Raw genomic sequence first — 16690 nt, forward strand, 5'->3', positions numbered from 1 at the left:
AAAGTTTATCGCGGGCCGATCTTATTTCAATTTTATGACTCCGTAGGGCGAGAGCCGCGTTATTCGAAGACGTAAATCAGCGTTAGATTGTTTGCACCTAGGAAACTGTCGAGCCTTGCGCGTTACCCGCAGGGGGCGGGGGCGTGGGAGGACCCATTGCAAAAATATCATGCATCCAAAAGGCAACATTGTAGCAAAAATACATCAATCGTCAGTGTCGGTTCCCAACGTTCGCCCGTCCTTCCTCTCCATTGCTGCGCTGTGCGGCGCTCCACTCCAGTGGGCTCTCCCTAAAGGGAGTGCCGCACTGGCGCACTGGAGCACGCACTGGCCGCGGCGGTTGCGGTGGTCATGCTCCACTCACACTGCCGCAACTGCCGCAACCTCTACAAAGGTCTTCTTCTTCCGCGAAGCGTCGAGTCCTTCGACGACCTTCAAATGCCCCTCGGCGATCAGCCTTTCGATCATCGCCTTCACGAGCCGCTTCGTCCCTCGCTCAGCCGGGTCCAGATCGAGCGCCGAGACAACCGCGTTGCCGACCCAAGTCGGCGAACGCTCATCGAAACGATGCTCGCCCGCCGCGACCTCGGCCTTGATCGCTTCTAGCTCTGCCGGCGTCAGGGCCGTGCGCGCTGCCTTGCTCGGCGGCGCCCACTCGGCGGCGACCGCGACCTCGTCGCCGGGATCGAGGTTGCCGCTGCCATTGCCGAGGGACACCGACGTGAGACGGAACCAACTGCCCCGATCGGAGCGGCGAGACAGGTTGGCCTTGCCGTCGCTGATCCTGACAAGGCTCAGGCGCTCGTCCGACGGCACGCCGAACTCGTCGGCCTCGGTCGCCGTCATGGGGTTGAGCACGCGGACCACGCGGGCAGCCCCAACGAGCGCGATGCCGCCGCGCGAGTCCTCGGCCGTGACCTCGCCGCCGTTGGTCTTCCGAGCGTGATGCACGAGCAGGATGGCGCAGCCCGTGCGGTTGGCAATGTCCGACCATAGATAGGCGACGCGAGCGATGGCGCCGTTGTCGTTTTCGGCAACCTCGTGGGTCGTTACGAAGGGGTCGACGATCATCACGTCGATCCGCTTCCCGGCGATCTCGCTGACGACAGCCTCAACGACAGGCTCAGCCACGACGAGTTCCCTGCGGACCTCCCGCATGACTACGAGCCGCGTGTCGCGACCCGAGTCGACGAAGAGCCCATCGCCGATCGCGCCCTCGTCGAGGCCATAGTGCAGACAGGCCGCCGCGATTCGCCGCTCAAGCTCGTCCCGAGGGTCTTCGCCGTTCCACAGCCACACGCGCAACCTACCGACCGGCTCTGCGCCGAGCAGGGGCCTGCCGCTCGCCATCGCCAGCGCCTCGACGATCGTGAGCGAAGACTTGCCGACGCCGCCCGGCGCGACCAGCACGCTCATGAACCGGCGGATCAGCGCCCTGCCGTACAGCCACTCCCGACGCGGTATGCGTGCCGGGTCGCCCCACCGGAACGGCGTGGCTGCGACGATGGGCCTATTAAGAACGTCGCTGACGGCGTTCGGCACTTCAAGGGCGGCGGATGTCCGCGCCAGGACGCTCGGCGCCGAAGGGCCGGCGACGAGCGTGATGACAGGCTCGAAGCATTGCCCGAGGGCTTCGCCAATCCATCGAATTGCGGCGTCGCGGTCGTAGCCCTTCGCCGCGATCACGACGTTGAGCGGCGTGTAGGTCTTGCCGCCGTCGCCGAAGTCGCGGATGCCCCGCGGATCAAACGACAGGTTCAGACCCCGGCGAGACGCCGGCCGCCCGCTGCTCGACGGACGCCAGTCCGGAACGGCGCGCCAGCCGCCGTCGTGTTCCCGCTGGCACCGAATGCCGAGCTTCGGCACCCAAGCGTCGAGGTTGGCGAGGGCGTCTTCGTTGAGCCGGCGGAAGAAATCGGTCGCCGACGAGTTCGACTCGCGGATCTCGCCGCTGAACTCGAAGGTTTGCTCGGGCTTATAGCCGAGCGGGCGCAACGCCTCGGCGATCAGATCGGCGACGTTGTCGGGAACCTCGGTAAGCTCGACGAGCGGGGTGTCGAGAAGCGTGCGCTCGCTCATCCACTCGTAAGGCTTGCCCGTCTTCGGATGGATCGAGGGCGGCAGCACGGACTGCTTGCCATCGGCGAGAAGGTCGACGACGCCGATCCCGCCGATCTTGAAGGCGCGCGAGCGGATCTTTGACGTATCGCCGCGGAAGCACAGGGTCAGGCCCTTGGCGCCTTTCTTCCCGACGATGCAGGGCGGCAGGGCCGCCATGACGTACCCAACCGCGTCGTCGAGGTCGATGTCGACGAGCACGAGCCCGCGCCCGCAGGCGACGCCCACGCCGGCGCCGGGAAACCGAGACCAGCCCGCAACGAGGTTCGGGGGGGCCGGCGCGAGGCAGAACCGCTGCCAGCCGCGGAGCAGGGACCATTCGCCGCCTGTAAAGATGCCGGGAATCTTATTGCCGGGCGCGATCGGAAGCGGGGAGTAGCCCTGCTCGATCAGATCGGGGCCTGCAAACGCGAAGGGCGAGAGCACGCCGTCGGTGCGCGGCGCGGCGGTTTGTTCACTGAGCATGGCGCATCGCTCCGGTGATCCCCAGGGACGGCCCATGATCGAACGAGAGGTCGGAGTCCGCCGGGGGCTGTGCGATGATGACGATCTCCATCCGCGCGGTCGGCGCCAAGTGCCGCCGGATCCTGGCGCGGTATCCGTCTCGGCGGCTGAAGATCAGCCAGCCGTCTTCATTGACCAGACAAGGGGCCCAGGGGCGCGTCCGATGAGTCACATCTGGAAACCGGGCGAAAAATTCGTCATCGGAGAGATGGTCGAACGCTTGCGCTTCCGCCATCGGGAGGATATAAGCGGGAACCAACACAATTGTGCCTCACATGTATTGAGAAGCCCGGCGCGCCACGCCGGGTTTTTCTCGTTTCAGGAACTGGCTTCGATCTGACGGGTGCCGATGCGAGCGACGGGCGCGCCCTCAAGCATCGCCTTCCAGTCCTCAGCCATCACGACGGTAGAGCGACCCACTTTCCGCGCTACGAGGCGGCCGTCGCGGATCATGTTGTAGATCGTCGAGCGGCATAGGGGGCCGTTTTTGACGAGATCAGCCACGCGGTATGCTTTCGTCATTGGCGATTGTCCATTAACGTGTGTGGAAGATCATCGTCACAGGCCGAGTTATTTACGTCAACTGGGCGAGAATTACTTTCTGGCCTTAATAATAAAAACCCGAACGATCCGCTCACTCGGGTTCTTCTTGGGCGGCCTGTCGCGTGCCTACAGACGCCTACGCCGCTTCAGGTGCGTCGGGAGGCGGGGTCGCAACCATGAGAGTCGCGGCGAGCGCGCGAAGCGCTTTCGCGACAAGCCCAAGGTCGGTAGGGCCGAGATGCAGCCCGTCTTCGTCGGTTCCGCCTCCCTCGCCTTCGATCCAGTCGGCGAGGGCAACGGCGTGCATATGCTCAGACATAGGTCCCCCTTCGGCCGCACGGCGTGCGTCCGCATTGCGCCCTGCGGGCGACTGTTGATTTTGAAGGTGGAAAGTTCGGCACCCCGAAAAGCCGATCTCGTGGATCGGACCTCCGTTTCAGCGGGGGCAGCCGTTCAATGCCTGATTCTGTTCGGAGGCACCAGATAATTTATCTGGGGCAACAATGACGGATAAAACGGATACTTTCTTGGATCATCCGTCGCCATCAACACTATTGCGTCGCCGTGCGTTCTAGGGAGTCGAGGGCGAGACGTTCCTTAAACGCGGCGAGATCGCCAGAGTCAAAATAACGCCTCTTCTTGATGTACGTCGGCCGCGGGAATTTCAGGTTCTCGTCGGCAAGCCAGCGGTAGAGCGTCATATCGGATATACCGCCCAGTTCTTCCCGAACCTTCTTCGCGGGGATCAGCTTGTTCTGCATCACTTCGTTCCGTAGCGTCTTGTGACGCTCACTCTCTAACGATCCCTTCATCCCCGGTCATGGACATTAAATCGGCCCTTTCCGTCATATCCGTCGTTAGGGCGCGGATACGACGGACAGCCCGACGGACGAGGTCGACTTCAAGCTTCGGTGTGGGTACAGGTCCGAAGCTGACTGTGTCTTCGCCGACACGCACGCCATAGGCGAGATCGCACGTTCCCTCAGCGACACGTTCGACGGCCGCCGCTTCAGTTAACCCGCTCGACCGAAGATAGTAGACCGCCCAAGAGACCTCAAAGTCGCGCTCCCATTTAAGTAGGGAAGTAGTCGGGTCAGCAGATCCCCTATGTGCTTCCGTCACGATGAGACCCACGCGCGCGGAACTCATACCGGCGTCGGCACCGATCGCCGCCGCGATGCGATCGATTTCGATCAGGACCGATTCCGGGATCGGCAAACCCCAGGCGCGCGCAAGACGGTAACAGCGCCATGCCGCGGCTTTGTTGCCGTCGAACTCAAAGACCGCCTGCCATTTCCGCAACTCATCGGCGCGCGCTTGGCCGAGATCGAAGAGCGCGGGCATCAGGCGCCCCCCATTCGCGGGGCCGCGCCGCCAGCTTCGGCCGTCAAGCCCTCGACGTGCGCCGCCCATGCCGTCAACGCCTGCCGCTTCTCGGCGGCGAAGTCGTGCCGCTGGTAGACCCCTACGATTCCCCCAAACGTGCCTGAGACGTGGTTGAGCACTTTCTCGACGACAGCGACGGGCACCCCAGCCCGAGCCATCCCGCTCGCCACCGTCCGTCGAACGTCGTGAAGGCGCCAGGGGGCGAGCGTGACCCGCTCCGGATCGGCGCCTCGCGCCTCAGCCTCACCGCGTGCGATCGTTAGCATCGTCGCGTCGAGTGCCGCCTTCGCCCGCGAGAAGCCGGAAACGGACGCGTCTCCCGTCGTGGTCAGCACGAAGTCGGACCCCTCGATCCGCCGCACGCCACGAATCATCGCGACCGCCCCAGGCACGAGGGGGACGGCATGCACCTTCCCGTTTTTCGTCCTTTCGGCCGGCAGTACCCACACCGGTTCACCGGCATCACAGTCGACCTCGCCCCACCGCATGCCGGCGATCTCCTCGCGGCGTTGCCCCGTGAGCAGGGCGAGCGTGAAGAACTCCCGCCACGGCCATTCGAGCCGGCGTAGGGCCAGTGTCAGAAGGCGAAGCTCGGCGTCGCTCAGCACGCGGTCGCGCGAGACCTCGGCCTTCGGGCGTCTGACACGATCGGCGGGTGAGGTTTCGAGGATGCCCCGGTCAGCGCACCAGTTGAAGAATGCCTTCAGGTTCGCGAGCGTGCGGTTCGCCGTGGTCCCTGCCCCGCGTTCGGCGATATCCTCGACGAGCTTCAGCACGTCGCCGCGGTCGATTTCCGTCACGAGCCGCCCTCGCCACGGGCCTTTGACCTCCTTTTCGAGGAGCCGCTTCACTTCGTGGGCCGACTTCATTCCCTCGACGTGCCGGGCGATGTACCGATCGACGACGTTCTCGATCAGGTCTTCGTGCCGGCGTGCCACCGCCTCGGCCGCTACCCGGTCAGCCTCGCGCCGGGCCGCTTCGGCTGCCCTGTGCGCCTTCCGGTCGGCCGCGGGGTCTCCCCCCGCCGTCAAGCTTTTGCGCGCCTCTCCGGCTTGCTGACGTGCTTCCGCGAGGGTCAGGGCGCCGGAGCCAATGGCAGGGCCGAACGTCACCTTCACGCCCCGCCCGGCCAACTCGTACCGGAAAATCCACGATTTTGACCCGGATGGCTGCACGACGAGCCGCAGGCCGGGCGTCGCACCATCCGCGATCTCGCGCCGGGACGCCTCCGGCTTCGCGTTCGTGACGGCTACGGCGGTCAGGGGCCGGGGCATGGCGATCTCGGGTACGGCACGGGGTACGGCGAAACCGCGATAGCTGCTGCTAGGCGGCGTTGCGAACACCGCCTCACATTATCCCTCTATGCCATTCCATTCAATGACTTAGCTCGGCTTCGTGCTATGGATTGGGGCGCATTGTTATGGTCTGAGCGCAGACTACGAATCTGGGGGTCAGAGGTTCGAATCCTTTCGGGCGCGCCATTCCACCGAGCGATCTTAAAAAGCTAGTGACGAGCCCGAAATTTGGGTCGTTCGCATGTCGCGCGGGGTACGGCTATCGTCTCGCTGCGCGACGAAGCCTTTCCTTCCGTCGCGCTTCAGGCCGCCGTACTCCTCGCGCCTGCGATAATCGGTCACCGCCGTCACGCTGATCGCCCGGATCGCCTCGGCCACGCTCTGGCCCGGCGAGAGCCGCACGTCCACCTGACGTAGCGTGGCGACCACGTCCTCTGTCTTGAGCCGCTTCGGTCCTATGTGTTTGCCCTGGCCCAGGCTCCGAAGCCACACTTCAAAACCGGCCACCTCAGTGGGGGCGGATCACCGTCGGGCGCTGCGCGGTCGCGGGTCAGGCGGCATCCGGAGCGGCGAGCCGGGCTGCGAGCGCCGATCCGAGGTTGACGGTGTCCGTGACGACGGGCTCCGGGCGCCGGTGGGGCGTTCGCGCCGCTGCGAGGGCGGCCCGCACCGTCGTCTCGACGGAGCAGAGGACCGGCACCGGGACACGGGGTTGCAGCCGTGCCGCCAGCCCCGCCAGACCCGCCCCGCCGAGGATGACCGTCTCGGCGCCGTCCCGCTCCACGCAGGCGCGGCACGCCTCGGCAAGGTCCCGCAGGGCGCCATCCGGGTCCCTGGCGATCTCGCCGCCGGTGCGCTCCACCGTCCGGATGCCCGCGAGGCCGTCGCCGAGCCTCAGCCCGGCGACGATCTCTTCCAGCATCGGCTTCCACAGGGCGCCGCCCGTCACGATGGCGTAGCGCTCCGCCGAGCGCCGCGCCGCGAGGCAGGAGGCTTCGAGCATGCCCACCACCGGGACCGGCGAGATCTCCCGCAGGGCCAGGAGGCCGGGATCGCCGAAGCAGGCGATGAAGACCGCGTCGCAGCCCCCGGCGTGCTCGGCGAAGGCGTCGAGGGCGGCGTGCCCGGCGATCGCCAGGGCGGCGCGGCTCGCGATGTAGGCGGCCCCGAACCGGGCCGTCACCGGCACGAAGGTCGCCGCCTCGCCGGCCACCTCCGCGACCCGGTCGGCCACGAGGGCGGTGACCGAGGCGCTGGTGTTCGGGTTGAGCAGGAGGATGCGCATGGGTCGCTCGGGGCTCAGGCGGGGCGCGCCGCGGTCCGGGGCCGGGCGCGCATGATCAGCGCGTAGATCCCGAAGCCCAGGCCGCAGCCGATGAACCACGTGAAGTTCGCCACGCTCTCCAGGCCGGGCAGGACCACGCATAGCACGGGGATCAGGGCGGAGGGGACGATGGCGGCCACGGCGGCGAGGTTGTAGCCGTTCTGGTACCAGTAGGTCCCGCCCGTGTTCATCGTGTAGAGATCGTCGAGGACGATCTTCTCTTTCTTCACGAGGTAGTAGTCGGCGATCAGGATGCCGAACAGCGGCCCGATGAAGGCGCCCAGCACGTCGAGCGTGTAGTGGATCACGGCCGGGTTGTTGTACAGGTTCCACGGCGTGATGAAGATCGAGCCCACCGCCGCGATCATGCCGCCCATCCGCCAGGAGATCCGCTTCGGCGAGACGTTCGAGAAGTCGAAGGCGGGCGAGACGAAGTTCGCGACGATGTTGATGCCGATCGTGGCGATCATGAAGGTCAGGGCGCCGAGCACCACCGCGAAGGTGCTGTCGATGCGGCTCACCGTCTCCACCGGATCGGTGATGAGGTGGCCGAAGACCGGGACCGTGGCCGAGGCGGTGATGACCGTCAGGAGCGAGAAGCCCAGGAAGTTGACGGGCAGGCCCCAGAAATTGCCCCGCTTGACCGCCTCGAAGCTCGAACCGTAGCGCGAGAAGTCGCCGAAGTTCAGCATCGGGCCGGAGAAGTAGGAGACCACGAGGGCCACGGCATTGATCATCACCGGCAGCGCGTCCCAGCCGGTGTACTTCACGGCGCCGAGGTTCAGCCCGATCTGGTCGAAGCCGGCCTTGTACACGAGGTAGCCGGCCAGCGCGATCATCACGACGTAGACCGCCGGCCCCGCCCAGTCGATGAACACGCGGATCGCCTCCATGCCGCGCCAGAAGACCAGCGCCTGCAGCACCCAGAGGGTCATGAACGCGGCCCAGCCGAGCCCCGAGAGGCCCGCGAACCCGTACTGCTTGAGGTCGGCGTAGGGGGCGAGTTCGGGGTAGAAGCGGAGCGCCACCACCGTGAGGGCGGCGGAGGCGAGGTAGGTCTGGATGCCGTACCACGCGACCGCGATCAGCCCGCGGATGATCGCGGGGATGTTCGCGCCCTTCACGCCGAAGGAGGCCCGGCAGATCACCGGGTAGGGCGTGCCGGTCATCTGGCTCGGCTTGGCGACGAGGTTGCAGAAGACCTGGACGATCACGATGCCGACCAGCAGGGCGAGCAGCACCTGCCAGCTCACGAGGCCGAGGGAGAACAGGCTGCCCGCCGTGACGTAGCCGCCGACGCTGTGCACGTCGGACATCCAGAAGGCGAAGATGTTGTAGGTGCCCCAGGTCTGCTTGCGCAGGGGCGCGAGATCCTCGTTGACGAGGTTCGGGTCGTAGCTCGGCTTGATGACGACGGTTTCCCGCTCGTCGGACACGGCGGCACTCACTCCTGCCGCCTCGATCTGTGCGTACATGGCGTTTCTCCCTGCTGGATGAATGGCCCTGTTGCCGGGCCTTGTCGGCGCGCCGCCGGATCGTGGCGTGTCGCGCGAAAGCTGGATCCTCGATCGTCGCGGCGGGCGCGCCGACGGGTCCTGGCGCATCGTCCTGGATCCGATATCCAGGACGATGCGCCAGCCCTTTGTCTTTGCATCATCTTTTCCGAGAGCCGGTGACCACCTCTCGGGACGACGCGCTAGGACCTGCCGCCGCGGCGATGCGGCGGCTGGCTCCGTCGTTCGGGCCCTACCGGCCGATCAGGGCGCTGAGTCTATCCTCGAAGGCCCGCTCGCCGGCCGCGGCGAGCCCGGCCTGCGCGAAGCGGCGCGCGAGGTCCGCGGCCGAATCCGCCTCCGGCCCGAGGCCGGCGCCGTGGACCCGCTCCGCGAGAGACCGCCCCGCCTCGCCCGAACCGCCGGCCGCCTCGGCGCAGACGCGGCCGAACACCTCGGCGAACAGGGCGCGCCCCATCCGGCTCGGGCGATAGCCGCCGCGGGGCGGATGGGTCGACACCCAGTGCCGGGCGATGTCGAGGCGGGTGGCCACCCAGGCGTCGGGATGGGCGCCGACGTAGTCGAGGAACCGCTCCAGGGCGGCCATGCGCCCCGGCCGCCCGACGAGCCGGCAGTGCAGCCCGACCGACATCATGCCGGCCTGACCCTCGCCGCCCTCGCGGTAGAGCACGTCGAACGAGTCCTTGAGATAGGCGAAGAACTGGTCGCCGCTGTTGAAGCCCTGCGCCGTGGCGAAGCGCATGTCGTTGGCGTCGAGGGTGTAGGGGACCACGAGTTGCTGGCGGCCGCCGAGCCCCACCCAGTAGGGCAGCTCGTCGGCGTAGGAATCGGCGAGGTAGAGGAAGCCGCCCTCGGCCGCGCCGATGGCCAGAGTGTTGGTGGAGGTGCGCCCCTGGTAGAGGCCGAGGGGCCGGCTGCCCGTCAGCTCCGTCTGGAGCGCGATGGCGGCGTCGATGTCGGCGCGCTCGTCCTCCAGGCTGTGGTCGCGATAGTCGATCCAGCGCAGGCCGTGGCTGGCGATCTCCCAGTCGGCCTCGACCATGGCGGCGACCGCCTCGGGATTGCGCCGCATCGCGTTGGCGACGCCGAACACCGTGACCGGCATGCCGCGCCGGGTGAAGGCCCGCCAGAGGCGCCAGAACCCGGTCCGGGCGCCGTACTCGTAGATCGATTCCATGTTCGCGTGGCGCTTGCCCAGCCACGGCAGGGCGCCGACGATCTCGGAGAGGAACGCCTCCGACGCCGCATCCCCGTGGAGGGTGCAGTTCTCGGCGCCCTCCTCGTAGTTCACCACGAACTGGACGGCGACGCGCTTGCCCCCGGGCCAGCGCGGGTCCGGCCGGGTCCGGCCGTAGCCCACCATATCGCGCGGATAGTCTTGATCGAGATCGAACACGGCGTGCTCCCCCGTTCCCAGGAGTGATAAACGCCGCGCCGACCCGTGGTCCAATATGTTGTTCGGCTCGATTGATAGGCTATGCCTCTGGATCGCGCCGATCCGTGAGCGGGTCACCGCCTCCGGAAGGTCTCGGCCAGCCCCGCCGCCTCCGCGCGGATCAGGGCCAGGAACTTGTCGACCACGGGTCCCTTTCGCCGGTGGTGCACGGCGTGGACATCCGCCGACAGGAACGGCGGGTCGATCGGCAGGACGACGACGCCGGGGTGGTTCGCGCGCCCCACAAATTCCGGGATGATGGCGAGGCCGAAGCCCGTGGCGACCAGGCTGATCAGCGACGAGGCCTCCCGGACCTGCTGGGAGATGTCCGGGGTGAAACCCAGCGCGAGGCAGCCCCGGAAGATCTCGTCCGCGAAGCGGGAACTGTCGAGGCGCAGGGAGATCAGGCGCTCGGTCCTGAAGACGTCGATGGGGACGCTGCCGTCCCCGGCGCGGGCGTGCCCCGCCGGCAGCGCGACGCACAGGCGCTCCCGCCACGCCACCTCCCCGGCGAGGTCGGGCTCGTCGGGGGGGCTGCGCAGGAAGCTCAGGTCGGTCCGGTGCGCCTTCAGGGCGGCGATCTGATCGCCCGGCGCCATCTCGTGGATGCGCACGTCCACCCCCTGGTACCGCTGCTCGAACGCGCGGATCAGGGCGCCGAGGGGTCCGACGAGGACCGAACTCGTCATGCCGATGTTCAGGATGCCGGCGGTGCCGGTGCCGATGGTCCGCGCCCGGTCCACGGCGTCGGCGGCCTGGACGAGGATCGCCCGCGCGCTGCGCAGGAAGTCTTCCCCCGCGGCGGTCAGCGTGACGCGCCGGCTCGACCGCGCGAACAGGTTGACGCCGATCTCCCGTTCGAGATCACGGATCTGCTGGCTCAGGGACGGCTGCGAAACGCCGAGATCGTCGGCGGCGGCCGTGAAGTTGAGATGCTGCGCCACCGCAGCGAAATACCGGAGATGCCGAAGCTCCATGACCTGCGCCGCACGAACACCGGACACTCTGGGCCGCGGACGGATCTTGGGGCCGTTCCCGCTCGCGGTGCAACCGTACCACGGCGCGAAGCGGTCCTCAGCGCCAGCGCGCGCCGCCGACGGGGATGCCGGTTCGGCGCGCGTGAGCGCGTCGAGACGCGGCGCTACGCGGTCTCCGCGCGCTTCAGGCCGAGCCGCTCCTCGACCGCCGCGCGCATGAGGAACTTCTGGACCTTGCCGGTGACCGTCATCGGGAAGGCGTCGACGAACTCGATGTAGCGCGGGATCTTCTGGTGGGCGATCTGACCCTGGCAGAAGGCGCGCACATCGTCGGCGGTCAGCACGGCACCGTCGCGCAGCCGGATCCACGCGCAGAGTTCCTCGCCGTACTTGGAATCCGCCACCCCGAAGACCTGCGCCTCCTGGATGCTCGGGTGCCGGAACAGGTACTCCTCGATCTCGCGCGGGTAGAGGTTCTCGCCGCCGCGGATGACCAAGTCCTTGATCCGGCCGACGATCTTGCAGTAGCCCTCGGCGTCGAGGACGGCGAGATCGCCCGTGTGCATCCAGCCGGCGGCATCGAGGACTTCGGCGGTCTTCTCCGGCTCGTTCCAGTAGCCGGTCATCACGGAATAGCCGCGGGTGCAGAGCTCGCCCGGTTCCCCGCGCGGCAGGACGCGGGTCTGCGCGTCCACGATCTTGACCTCGATATGCGCCTGCACGCGCCCCACCGTCGTGACGCGCCGCTCCAGCGGATCGTCGACGGAACTCTGGAAGCTGACCGGGCTCGTCTCCGTCATGCCGTAGGCGATGGTGATGTCGCGCATGTTCATCACCTGCTGGACCCGCCGCATCACCTCGATCGGACAGGGCGCGCCGGCCATGATGCCGGTGCGCAGGGAGCCGAAGTCGAACCGCGCGAAGTCCGGATGGTCCAGTTGGGCGATGAACATCGTCGGCACGCCGTAGAGCGCGGTGCAGGCTTCCGCCTCGACCGTCCTCAGCGTGGCGAGGGGATCGAAGCCCTCGCCCGGATAGACCATGGCGCAGCCGTGGGTGACGGCGGCGAGGTTGCCCATCACCATGCCGAAGCAGTGGTAGAGCGGCACCGGGATGCAGATCCTGTCCTCGGGGGTCAGCCGCATGGCGCGGCCGACGAAGTAGCCGTTGTTGAGGATGTTGTGGTGCGTCAGCGTCACGCCCTTCGGCTGGCCGGTGGTGCCGCTGGTGAACTGAATGTTGATCGGGTCGTCGAACTGGAGATCCGCCTCGCATTCCCGGAGTGCGGCGCGCTCCGCGTCACCGCCCCGGTCGGACACCGCCTCGAAGGGGATGGTGCCCGGCGCCGGCGGCCCCCCGATCTGGATCACGCTGCGCAGGTGCGGGAGGCGCGCGGCCGACAGGGCGCCCGGCGCGCAGGTCGCGAGTTCCGGGGCGAGCGCCGTCAGCATCCCGAGGTAGTCGCTAGTCCTGAACGCCGTGGCCGTCACGAGCGCCCGGCAGCCGACCGCGTTGAGCGCGAATTCGAGTTCCGACAGGCGGTAGGCCGGATTGATCGAGACGAGGACGAGACCGGCCTTGGCGGCGGCGAACTGGGTCAGGACCCACTCGGCCCGGTTGAGCGACCAGATGCCGATGCGGTCGCCCCGCTTCAGGCCGAGGGTCAGGAGGCCCGCCGCGAGCCGGTCGACGCGCGCGCGCAACGCCGCCCATGTCCAGCGCACGTCCTGCGGCGGCACGATCAGGGCCGGCCGGTCCGGCCATCGCGCGGCCGTCTCGTCGAGCTGCTGGCCGATCGTCGCGCTGAGCAGCGGCACGTCGCTCGCGCCGTGGACGTAGCTCGGCTGCCCTCGCATGACCTCTCCCTGCCTTGTTCGGACCACGGACACCGGCGCGCGGACGCGATCTCTCCGGCGGGGACGGATCGCGTCTGATCCGGCGGTCCGGCCGAACGTTCCCCGGCCGGTCGGCGTCCGGCGACGTGGACGCACAGGGCATGCGCCGTCTCGCCGAAGCAGACTTTCAGTTCACGGGGCCGTTTCGACACCGCTGGATTGCATCGAAAATCTCCGAATCGGACCACAGTTGTTTGCAAGACCAACGATAGTAAATTCGTACAGAGCTGACAATCGGTCGCCACGCCCCGTCGTCGCGGCCTGCTGCGCCCAACTTAGCTTCCGCGGTAGGTCGCGTAGCTCCACGGGGTGATCAGCAGCGGGACATGGTAGCGCCCGTCGGGATCCGACACCCCGAACCGGACCGGCACGACGTCGAGGAAGGGGGGCTCGGCCCCAGCGCCGGCCGCGGCGAAGTAGGCGCCGACGTGGAACAGAAGCTCGTAGGTGCCCGCCGCCAGGGTCGCGCCGTCGAGCAGCGGGCGGTCGGTGCGTCCGTCGGCATTGGTGACGCGGGACGCGACGCGCTCCGCCGACCCGTCGGCGGCGAGGCGGCGCAGCTCGATCGTCACGCCCGCGGCCGGCCGGCCCGCCGCGGTGTCGAGCACGTGTGTCGAGAGATGGCCCATGGCGAGGATCCTTCGGGAGGTTTGAGCCCCGCAAGGCCGCGGCACCCGCTCGGGCGGGGGGCATTCGGGCGGGAGGCGTTCGGGACGCGCGAGACGAGCACGCGGCAGGCCGCCCGCGCAACCCGGAAAGGGGCCGCCATTTATCGAACCGTTTTGAAAGTCCTTGGCTTTCCGCCCGCTCGTCCCGGGCCCGGCTTCGGGGCACACCGTCCGGCAGCGATCCTCGAAGCCGAGCCCGGGCAGGCCGCCCCGTCTCGCGGGATCACCCCTGGCAAGAGGATGGCCCTCCCATGTACCCGATCCTGCACGAATGGGGCGGCTTCCTCATTCGCTGGACCCATGTCGTCGCCGCGATCGCCTGGATCGGCGCGTCGTTCTACTTCATGCACCTCGACGCGAGCCTGCGCTCGATCGCGGCGATCCCGGCCGGCAAGGGCGGCGAGGCCTGGGAGGTGCACGGCGGCGGCTTCTATCAGGTGCGCAAGTATCTGGTCGCCCCCGACCGGATGCCCGACCACCTGATCTGGCACAAATGGCAATCCTACTCGACCTGGCTGTCGGGCTTCGCGCTGCTGTGCTGGGTCTATTACGGGCAGGCCGACCTCTACCTGATCGATCCGGCGGTGCGCGTGATCACGCCGATGACCGGGGCGCTGGTCGGCATCGGCGCGCTGGCGCTCGGCTGGCTGATCTACGATCGCCTCAACCGCTCGCCCCTGGCGAACCGGCCGCCGCTGCTGGCGGCCGCGGTGTTCCTGACCGTCGTCGCCTTCGCCTACGGCTTCCAGCAGGTCTTCTCCGGGCGGGCCGCGATGCTGCACACCGGTGCCCTGATCGCGACCTGGATGACCGGCAACGTCTTCTTCGTGATCATGCCGAACCAGCGCAAGGCCATCGCCGAACTGGTCGCGGGCCGGGTGCCGAACCCGGACTGGGGCAAGCAGGCGAAGAACAGGTCGTCCCACAACAACTACCTGACCCTGCCGGTGCTGTTCTTCATGCTGTCGGGCCACTACCCGATGGCGTGGTCCTCGCCCTACAGTTGGGGGATCGTCGGCCTCGTGGTGATCGCGGGCGGGGTTGTCCGGCACTTCTTCAACGTGCGCAATGCCGGCGGCGGCGACCGCTGGTGGACCTGGGGCGTCGCCGCGGCCTGCGTGGCGGTGGCGGTCGCCATCAGCGTCGCCTCCAACCCGGCGGCGCGCGAGCGCATCGGCCTGACCGCCGCCGCGCCCAGTCCGGAGCCCGGCCCCGCGCCGACGGTCAGCCTCGCCGCGGCGCGGGCGCCCGCGGTCGACGACGCGGTGATGGCCGTGATCGGGACGCGCTGCGCGATGTGCCACGCCGCCGAACCGCTGTGGCCGGACCTCGGGAGCGCGCCCAAGGGCGTGCTGCTCGACAGCCCCGAGCACGTGGCGCGCTTCGCGCCGGCCATCCGCGTCCAGGCCGTGCTGACCCACGCGATGCCGCCGAACAACGTCACCGACATGCAGCCCGAGGAGCGGGACGAACTCGCCCGCTGGCTGGCCGCGCGCTGAGCGATCCGCGATTCCCTCGGGGCGTCGGCGGCGCCCCCCTCCACGAAAGGACGCCCCCATGATCGCCATCGCCGCCCTCGGCGCCCTGAAGCGGGACGCCTTCGTGTCCCTGCTCGGCGAGGTCTACGAGCATTCTCCCTGGGTCGCCGAAGCCGCGTTCGAGCGCGCGCCCTTCGCCGCGCGCGCGGATCTGCACGCGGCGATGGAGGCGGCGGTGGCAGGGGCGGACCGCCCGCGCCAGCTCGCCCTGCTGCGCGCCCACCCCGAACTCGCCGGGCGGGACGCGCTCCGGGGCGAGATCACGGCGCACTCGATGCGCGAGCAGGGCGGAAGCGGCCTGCTCGACGGCCCCGCCCCGGCCGTCGCCCGGATGCAGGATCTCAACCGGGCCTACGCCGACAGGTTCGGCTTCCCGTTCATCATCGCCGTCCGGGGCCTCGACCGGGACGCGATCCTGGCGCGCCTGGAGCAGCGCCTCGGCAACGGGCCGGACGCCGAGCGGGCCGAGGCCCTGCGGCAGGTGGGGCGGATCGCGGCGCTGCGCCTGGAAGCCCTCGTCGCGGATGAAGACCGCGTCGCGGATTGACGCGCGCCGTCAGGCCGGCCGCCGGCCGACGAGCGCGAGCTGATCGGTCACGTGCGCGCGCAGGGCCTCGTGCGTCATGTCCACGAAGGTCTTGGTCCGGGCCGCGAGCATCTTGCGCGACGGGTACAGCAGGCCGAGCGTCACCGTCGTCGGCGGGGTGTGCGGCAGGACCTCGACGAGACGCCCGTCCGCGAGATGGGCCGCGACCTCGAACAGGGGCTTCAGCACGATCCCCTCCCCGGCCAGCGCCCAGTCGGTGAGCGTCTCGCCGTCGTCGGCGTCGATGTGCCCCGAGACCGGAAGGGTCACCGTCTCCTGTCCGTCGACCAGGGTCCAGCGGAACTGCTCGGAGCCCGGAAAGCGCAGCAGCAGGCAATCGTGGTGCAGCAGGTCGGCCGGCTCGGACGGGGCGGGGCACCGCTCCAGATAGCCCGGCGCCGCGCACAGCACCCGCTCGATCTCGGCGACCTTCCGCAGGGTGAAGGTGGAATCGCGCATCTGCGACAGGCGGACCGCGACGTCGACCGCCTCCTGCACGAGGTCGAGGAGGTGCTCGGACAGGCGCAGGTGCACGTCCGTCTCGCCGTGGCGGGCGCGGAAGCGCGGAACCAGGGGCGCGACCACCCGCCGGCCGAGACCCAGCGGCGCCGTGACCCTCAGCGCGCCCCGCGGCGCCGCCCCCGCGGTCTCGACGCTCTTCTCCGCCTGCTCCACCGCCGCGGCGATGTCGAGGCACCGCTCGTAGAAGATGCGGCCGGCCTCCGTGAGGCTCATGCGCCGCGTCGTCCGGGTGAGGAGCAGGCAGCCGAGATGCTCCTCCAGGGTCTGGATCCGGTAGCTGATCACCGAGGGCGACAGCCGGAGCGCGCGGCCGGCGGCCGAGAAGCTGCCGGTCTCCGCCGAGCGCATGAAGATGCGGATGCTCTCGAGCGAGATCATGATCTGC

14 protein-coding genes, 1 tRNA gene and 2 pseudogenes are annotated in these 16690 nt (G+C 68.6%); 3 read left to right on the forward strand and 14 right to left on the reverse strand.

The features are described from left to right. Positions 1-360: 360 nt before the first annotated feature. The 6 genes from Q8W71_RS05475 to Q8W71_RS05500 all read right to left on the reverse strand — a co-directional run bounded on the left by Q8W71_RS05475 (position 361) and on the right by Q8W71_RS05500 (position 5825). The gene (locus Q8W71_RS05475; protein WP_305524320.1) at positions 361-2583 is read right to left on the reverse strand and encodes an AAA family ATPase; all 2223 of its coding nucleotides are present in this window, start codon (positions 2581-2583) and stop codon (positions 361-363) included. Then, on the reverse strand, positions 2573-2884 hold the full coding sequence (locus Q8W71_RS05480; RefSeq protein WP_305524321.1) for a hypothetical protein: 312 nt from the start codon (positions 2882-2884) through the stop codon (positions 2573-2575). Before Q8W71_RS05480 ends, Q8W71_RS05475 begins: the two co-directional genes overlap by 11 nt. A 56-nt stretch (positions 2885-2940) precedes the next feature. Next, positions 2941-3126: a MerR family transcriptional regulator gene (locus Q8W71_RS05485; RefSeq protein ID WP_305524322.1), complete on the reverse strand. Its 186-nt coding sequence runs from the start codon at positions 3124-3126 to the stop codon at positions 2941-2943. Between the two features lie 590 nt (positions 3127-3716). After that, positions 3717-3926 carry a hypothetical protein gene (locus tag Q8W71_RS05490; RefSeq protein WP_305524323.1) on the reverse strand — a complete coding sequence of 70 codons (210 nt, stop codon included), beginning with the start codon at positions 3924-3926 and terminating at the stop codon, positions 3717-3719. A 28-nt stretch (positions 3927-3954) separates the two neighbouring features. Next, positions 3955-4509, reverse strand: coding sequence for a hypothetical protein (locus Q8W71_RS05495; RefSeq protein ID WP_305524324.1), 555 nt, complete (start codon positions 4507-4509; stop codon positions 3955-3957). Further along, positions 4509-5825 (reverse strand): tyrosine-type recombinase/integrase, encoded by a 1317-nt coding sequence (locus tag Q8W71_RS05500; protein WP_305524325.1) that lies wholly within the window; start codon positions 5823-5825, stop codon positions 4509-4511. Before Q8W71_RS05500 ends, Q8W71_RS05495 begins: the two co-directional genes overlap by 1 nt. Positions 5826-5961: 136 nt before the next feature. On the opposite strand from Q8W71_RS05500, the gene Q8W71_RS05505 reads away from it, so the two are divergent. Then, positions 5962-6032: transfer RNA gene (locus tag Q8W71_RS05505), tRNA-Ser, on the forward strand. Positions 6033-6140: 108 nt separating this feature from the next. Here the strand turns inward: Q8W71_RS05505 and Q8W71_RS05510 are convergent. The 7 genes and pseudogenes from Q8W71_RS05510 to uraH all read right to left on the reverse strand — a co-directional run. Beyond that, positions 6141-6305 (reverse strand): annotated as a pseudogene (locus tag Q8W71_RS05510) (IS3 family transposase); the annotation flags it as partial. A 91-nt stretch (positions 6306-6396) separates the two neighbouring features. Beyond that, positions 6397-7131: an aspartate/glutamate racemase family protein gene (locus Q8W71_RS05515; protein WP_305524326.1), complete on the reverse strand. Its 735-nt coding sequence runs from the start codon at positions 7129-7131 to the stop codon at positions 6397-6399. Between the two features lie 14 nt (positions 7132-7145). Beyond that, positions 7146-8645 carry an NCS1 family nucleobase:cation symporter-1 gene (locus Q8W71_RS05520; protein ID WP_305524327.1) on the reverse strand — a complete coding sequence of 500 codons (1500 nt, stop codon included), beginning with the start codon at positions 8643-8645 and terminating at the stop codon, positions 7146-7148. Between the two features lie 319 nt (positions 8646-8964). Beyond that, positions 8965-10047: pseudogene (gene puuE / locus Q8W71_RS05525) on the reverse strand (allantoinase PuuE); the annotation flags it as partial. 146 nt (positions 10048-10193) lie between these two features. Then, the gene (locus Q8W71_RS05530) at positions 10194-11096 is read right to left on the reverse strand and encodes a LysR family transcriptional regulator (protein ID WP_305524329.1); all 903 of its coding nucleotides are present in this window, start codon (positions 11094-11096) and stop codon (positions 10194-10196) included. A gap of 164 nt (positions 11097-11260) precedes the next feature. Continuing rightward, positions 11261-12952: an AMP-binding protein gene (locus Q8W71_RS05535; RefSeq protein WP_305524330.1), complete on the reverse strand. Its 1692-nt coding sequence runs from the start codon at positions 12950-12952 to the stop codon at positions 11261-11263. A gap of 314 nt (positions 12953-13266) precedes the next feature. Next, complete coding sequence (uraH, locus tag Q8W71_RS05540; protein ID WP_305524331.1) at positions 13267-13620, reverse strand: hydroxyisourate hydrolase; 354 nt, start codon at positions 13618-13620, stop codon at positions 13267-13269. Positions 13621-13910: 290 nt separating this feature from the next. On the opposite strand from uraH, the gene Q8W71_RS05545 reads away from it, so the two are divergent. Both Q8W71_RS05545 and uraD read left to right on the forward strand, forming a co-directional pair. Further along, the gene (locus Q8W71_RS05545) at positions 13911-15158 is read left to right on the forward strand and encodes a urate hydroxylase PuuD (protein WP_305524332.1); all 1248 of its coding nucleotides are present in this window, start codon (positions 13911-13913) and stop codon (positions 15156-15158) included. A gap of 58 nt (positions 15159-15216) precedes the next feature. After that, entirely contained in the window at positions 15217-15744 is a 528-nt protein-coding gene (gene uraD / locus Q8W71_RS05550; RefSeq protein ID WP_305524333.1) for a 2-oxo-4-hydroxy-4-carboxy-5-ureidoimidazoline decarboxylase, read from the forward strand. A 9-nt stretch (positions 15745-15753) separates the two neighbouring features. Here uraD and Q8W71_RS05555 read toward each other — a convergent pair whose 3' ends face one another. Continuing rightward, entirely contained in the window at positions 15754-16683 is a 930-nt protein-coding gene (locus Q8W71_RS05555; protein ID WP_305524334.1) for a LysR family transcriptional regulator, read from the reverse strand. Positions 16684-16690 lie beyond the last annotated feature (7 nt).

Source organism: Methylobacterium amylolyticum, from assembly GCF_030700245.1.
In the GTDB taxonomy this organism is placed as follows: domain Bacteria; phylum Pseudomonadota; class Alphaproteobacteria; order Rhizobiales; family Beijerinckiaceae; genus Methylobacterium.

Coding starts and splice junctions, on each gene's coding strand:
- Q8W71_RS05475 (WP_305524320.1), bottom strand. CDS start 2,583: ATGCTCAGTGAACAAACCGCCGCGCCGCGCACCGACGGCGTGCTCTCG.
- Q8W71_RS05490 (WP_305524323.1), bottom strand. CDS start 3,926: ATGCAGAACAAGCTGATCCCCGCGAAGAAGGTTCGGGAAGAACTGGGC.
- Q8W71_RS05495 (WP_305524324.1), bottom strand. CDS start 4,509: ATGCCCGCGCTCTTCGATCTCGGCCAAGCGCGCGCCGATGAGTTGCGG.
- Q8W71_RS05500 (WP_305524325.1), bottom strand. CDS start 5,825: ATGCCCCGGCCCCTGACCGCCGTAGCCGTCACGAACGCGAAGCCGGAG.
- Q8W71_RS05515 (WP_305524326.1), bottom strand. CDS start 7,131: ATGCGCATCCTCCTGCTCAACCCGAACACCAGCGCCTCGGTCACCGCC.
- Q8W71_RS05520 (WP_305524327.1), bottom strand. CDS start 8,645: ATGTACGCACAGATCGAGGCGGCAGGAGTGAGTGCCGCCGTGTCCGAC.
- Q8W71_RS05530 (WP_305524329.1), bottom strand. CDS start 11,096: ATGGAGCTTCGGCATCTCCGGTATTTCGCTGCGGTGGCGCAGCATCTC.
- Q8W71_RS05535 (WP_305524330.1), bottom strand. CDS start 12,952: ATGCGAGGGCAGCCGAGCTACGTCCACGGCGCGAGCGACGTGCCGCTG.
- uraH (WP_305524331.1), bottom strand. CDS start 13,620: ATGGGCCATCTCTCGACACACGTGCTCGACACCGCGGCGGGCCGGCCG.
- Q8W71_RS05545 (WP_305524332.1), top strand. CDS start 13,911: ATGTACCCGATCCTGCACGAATGGGGCGGCTTCCTCATTCGCTGGACC.
- uraD (WP_305524333.1), top strand. CDS start 15,217: ATGATCGCCATCGCCGCCCTCGGCGCCCTGAAGCGGGACGCCTTCGTG.
- Q8W71_RS05555 (WP_305524334.1), bottom strand. CDS start 16,683: ATGATCTCGCTCGAGAGCATCCGCATCTTCATGCGCTCGGCGGAGACC.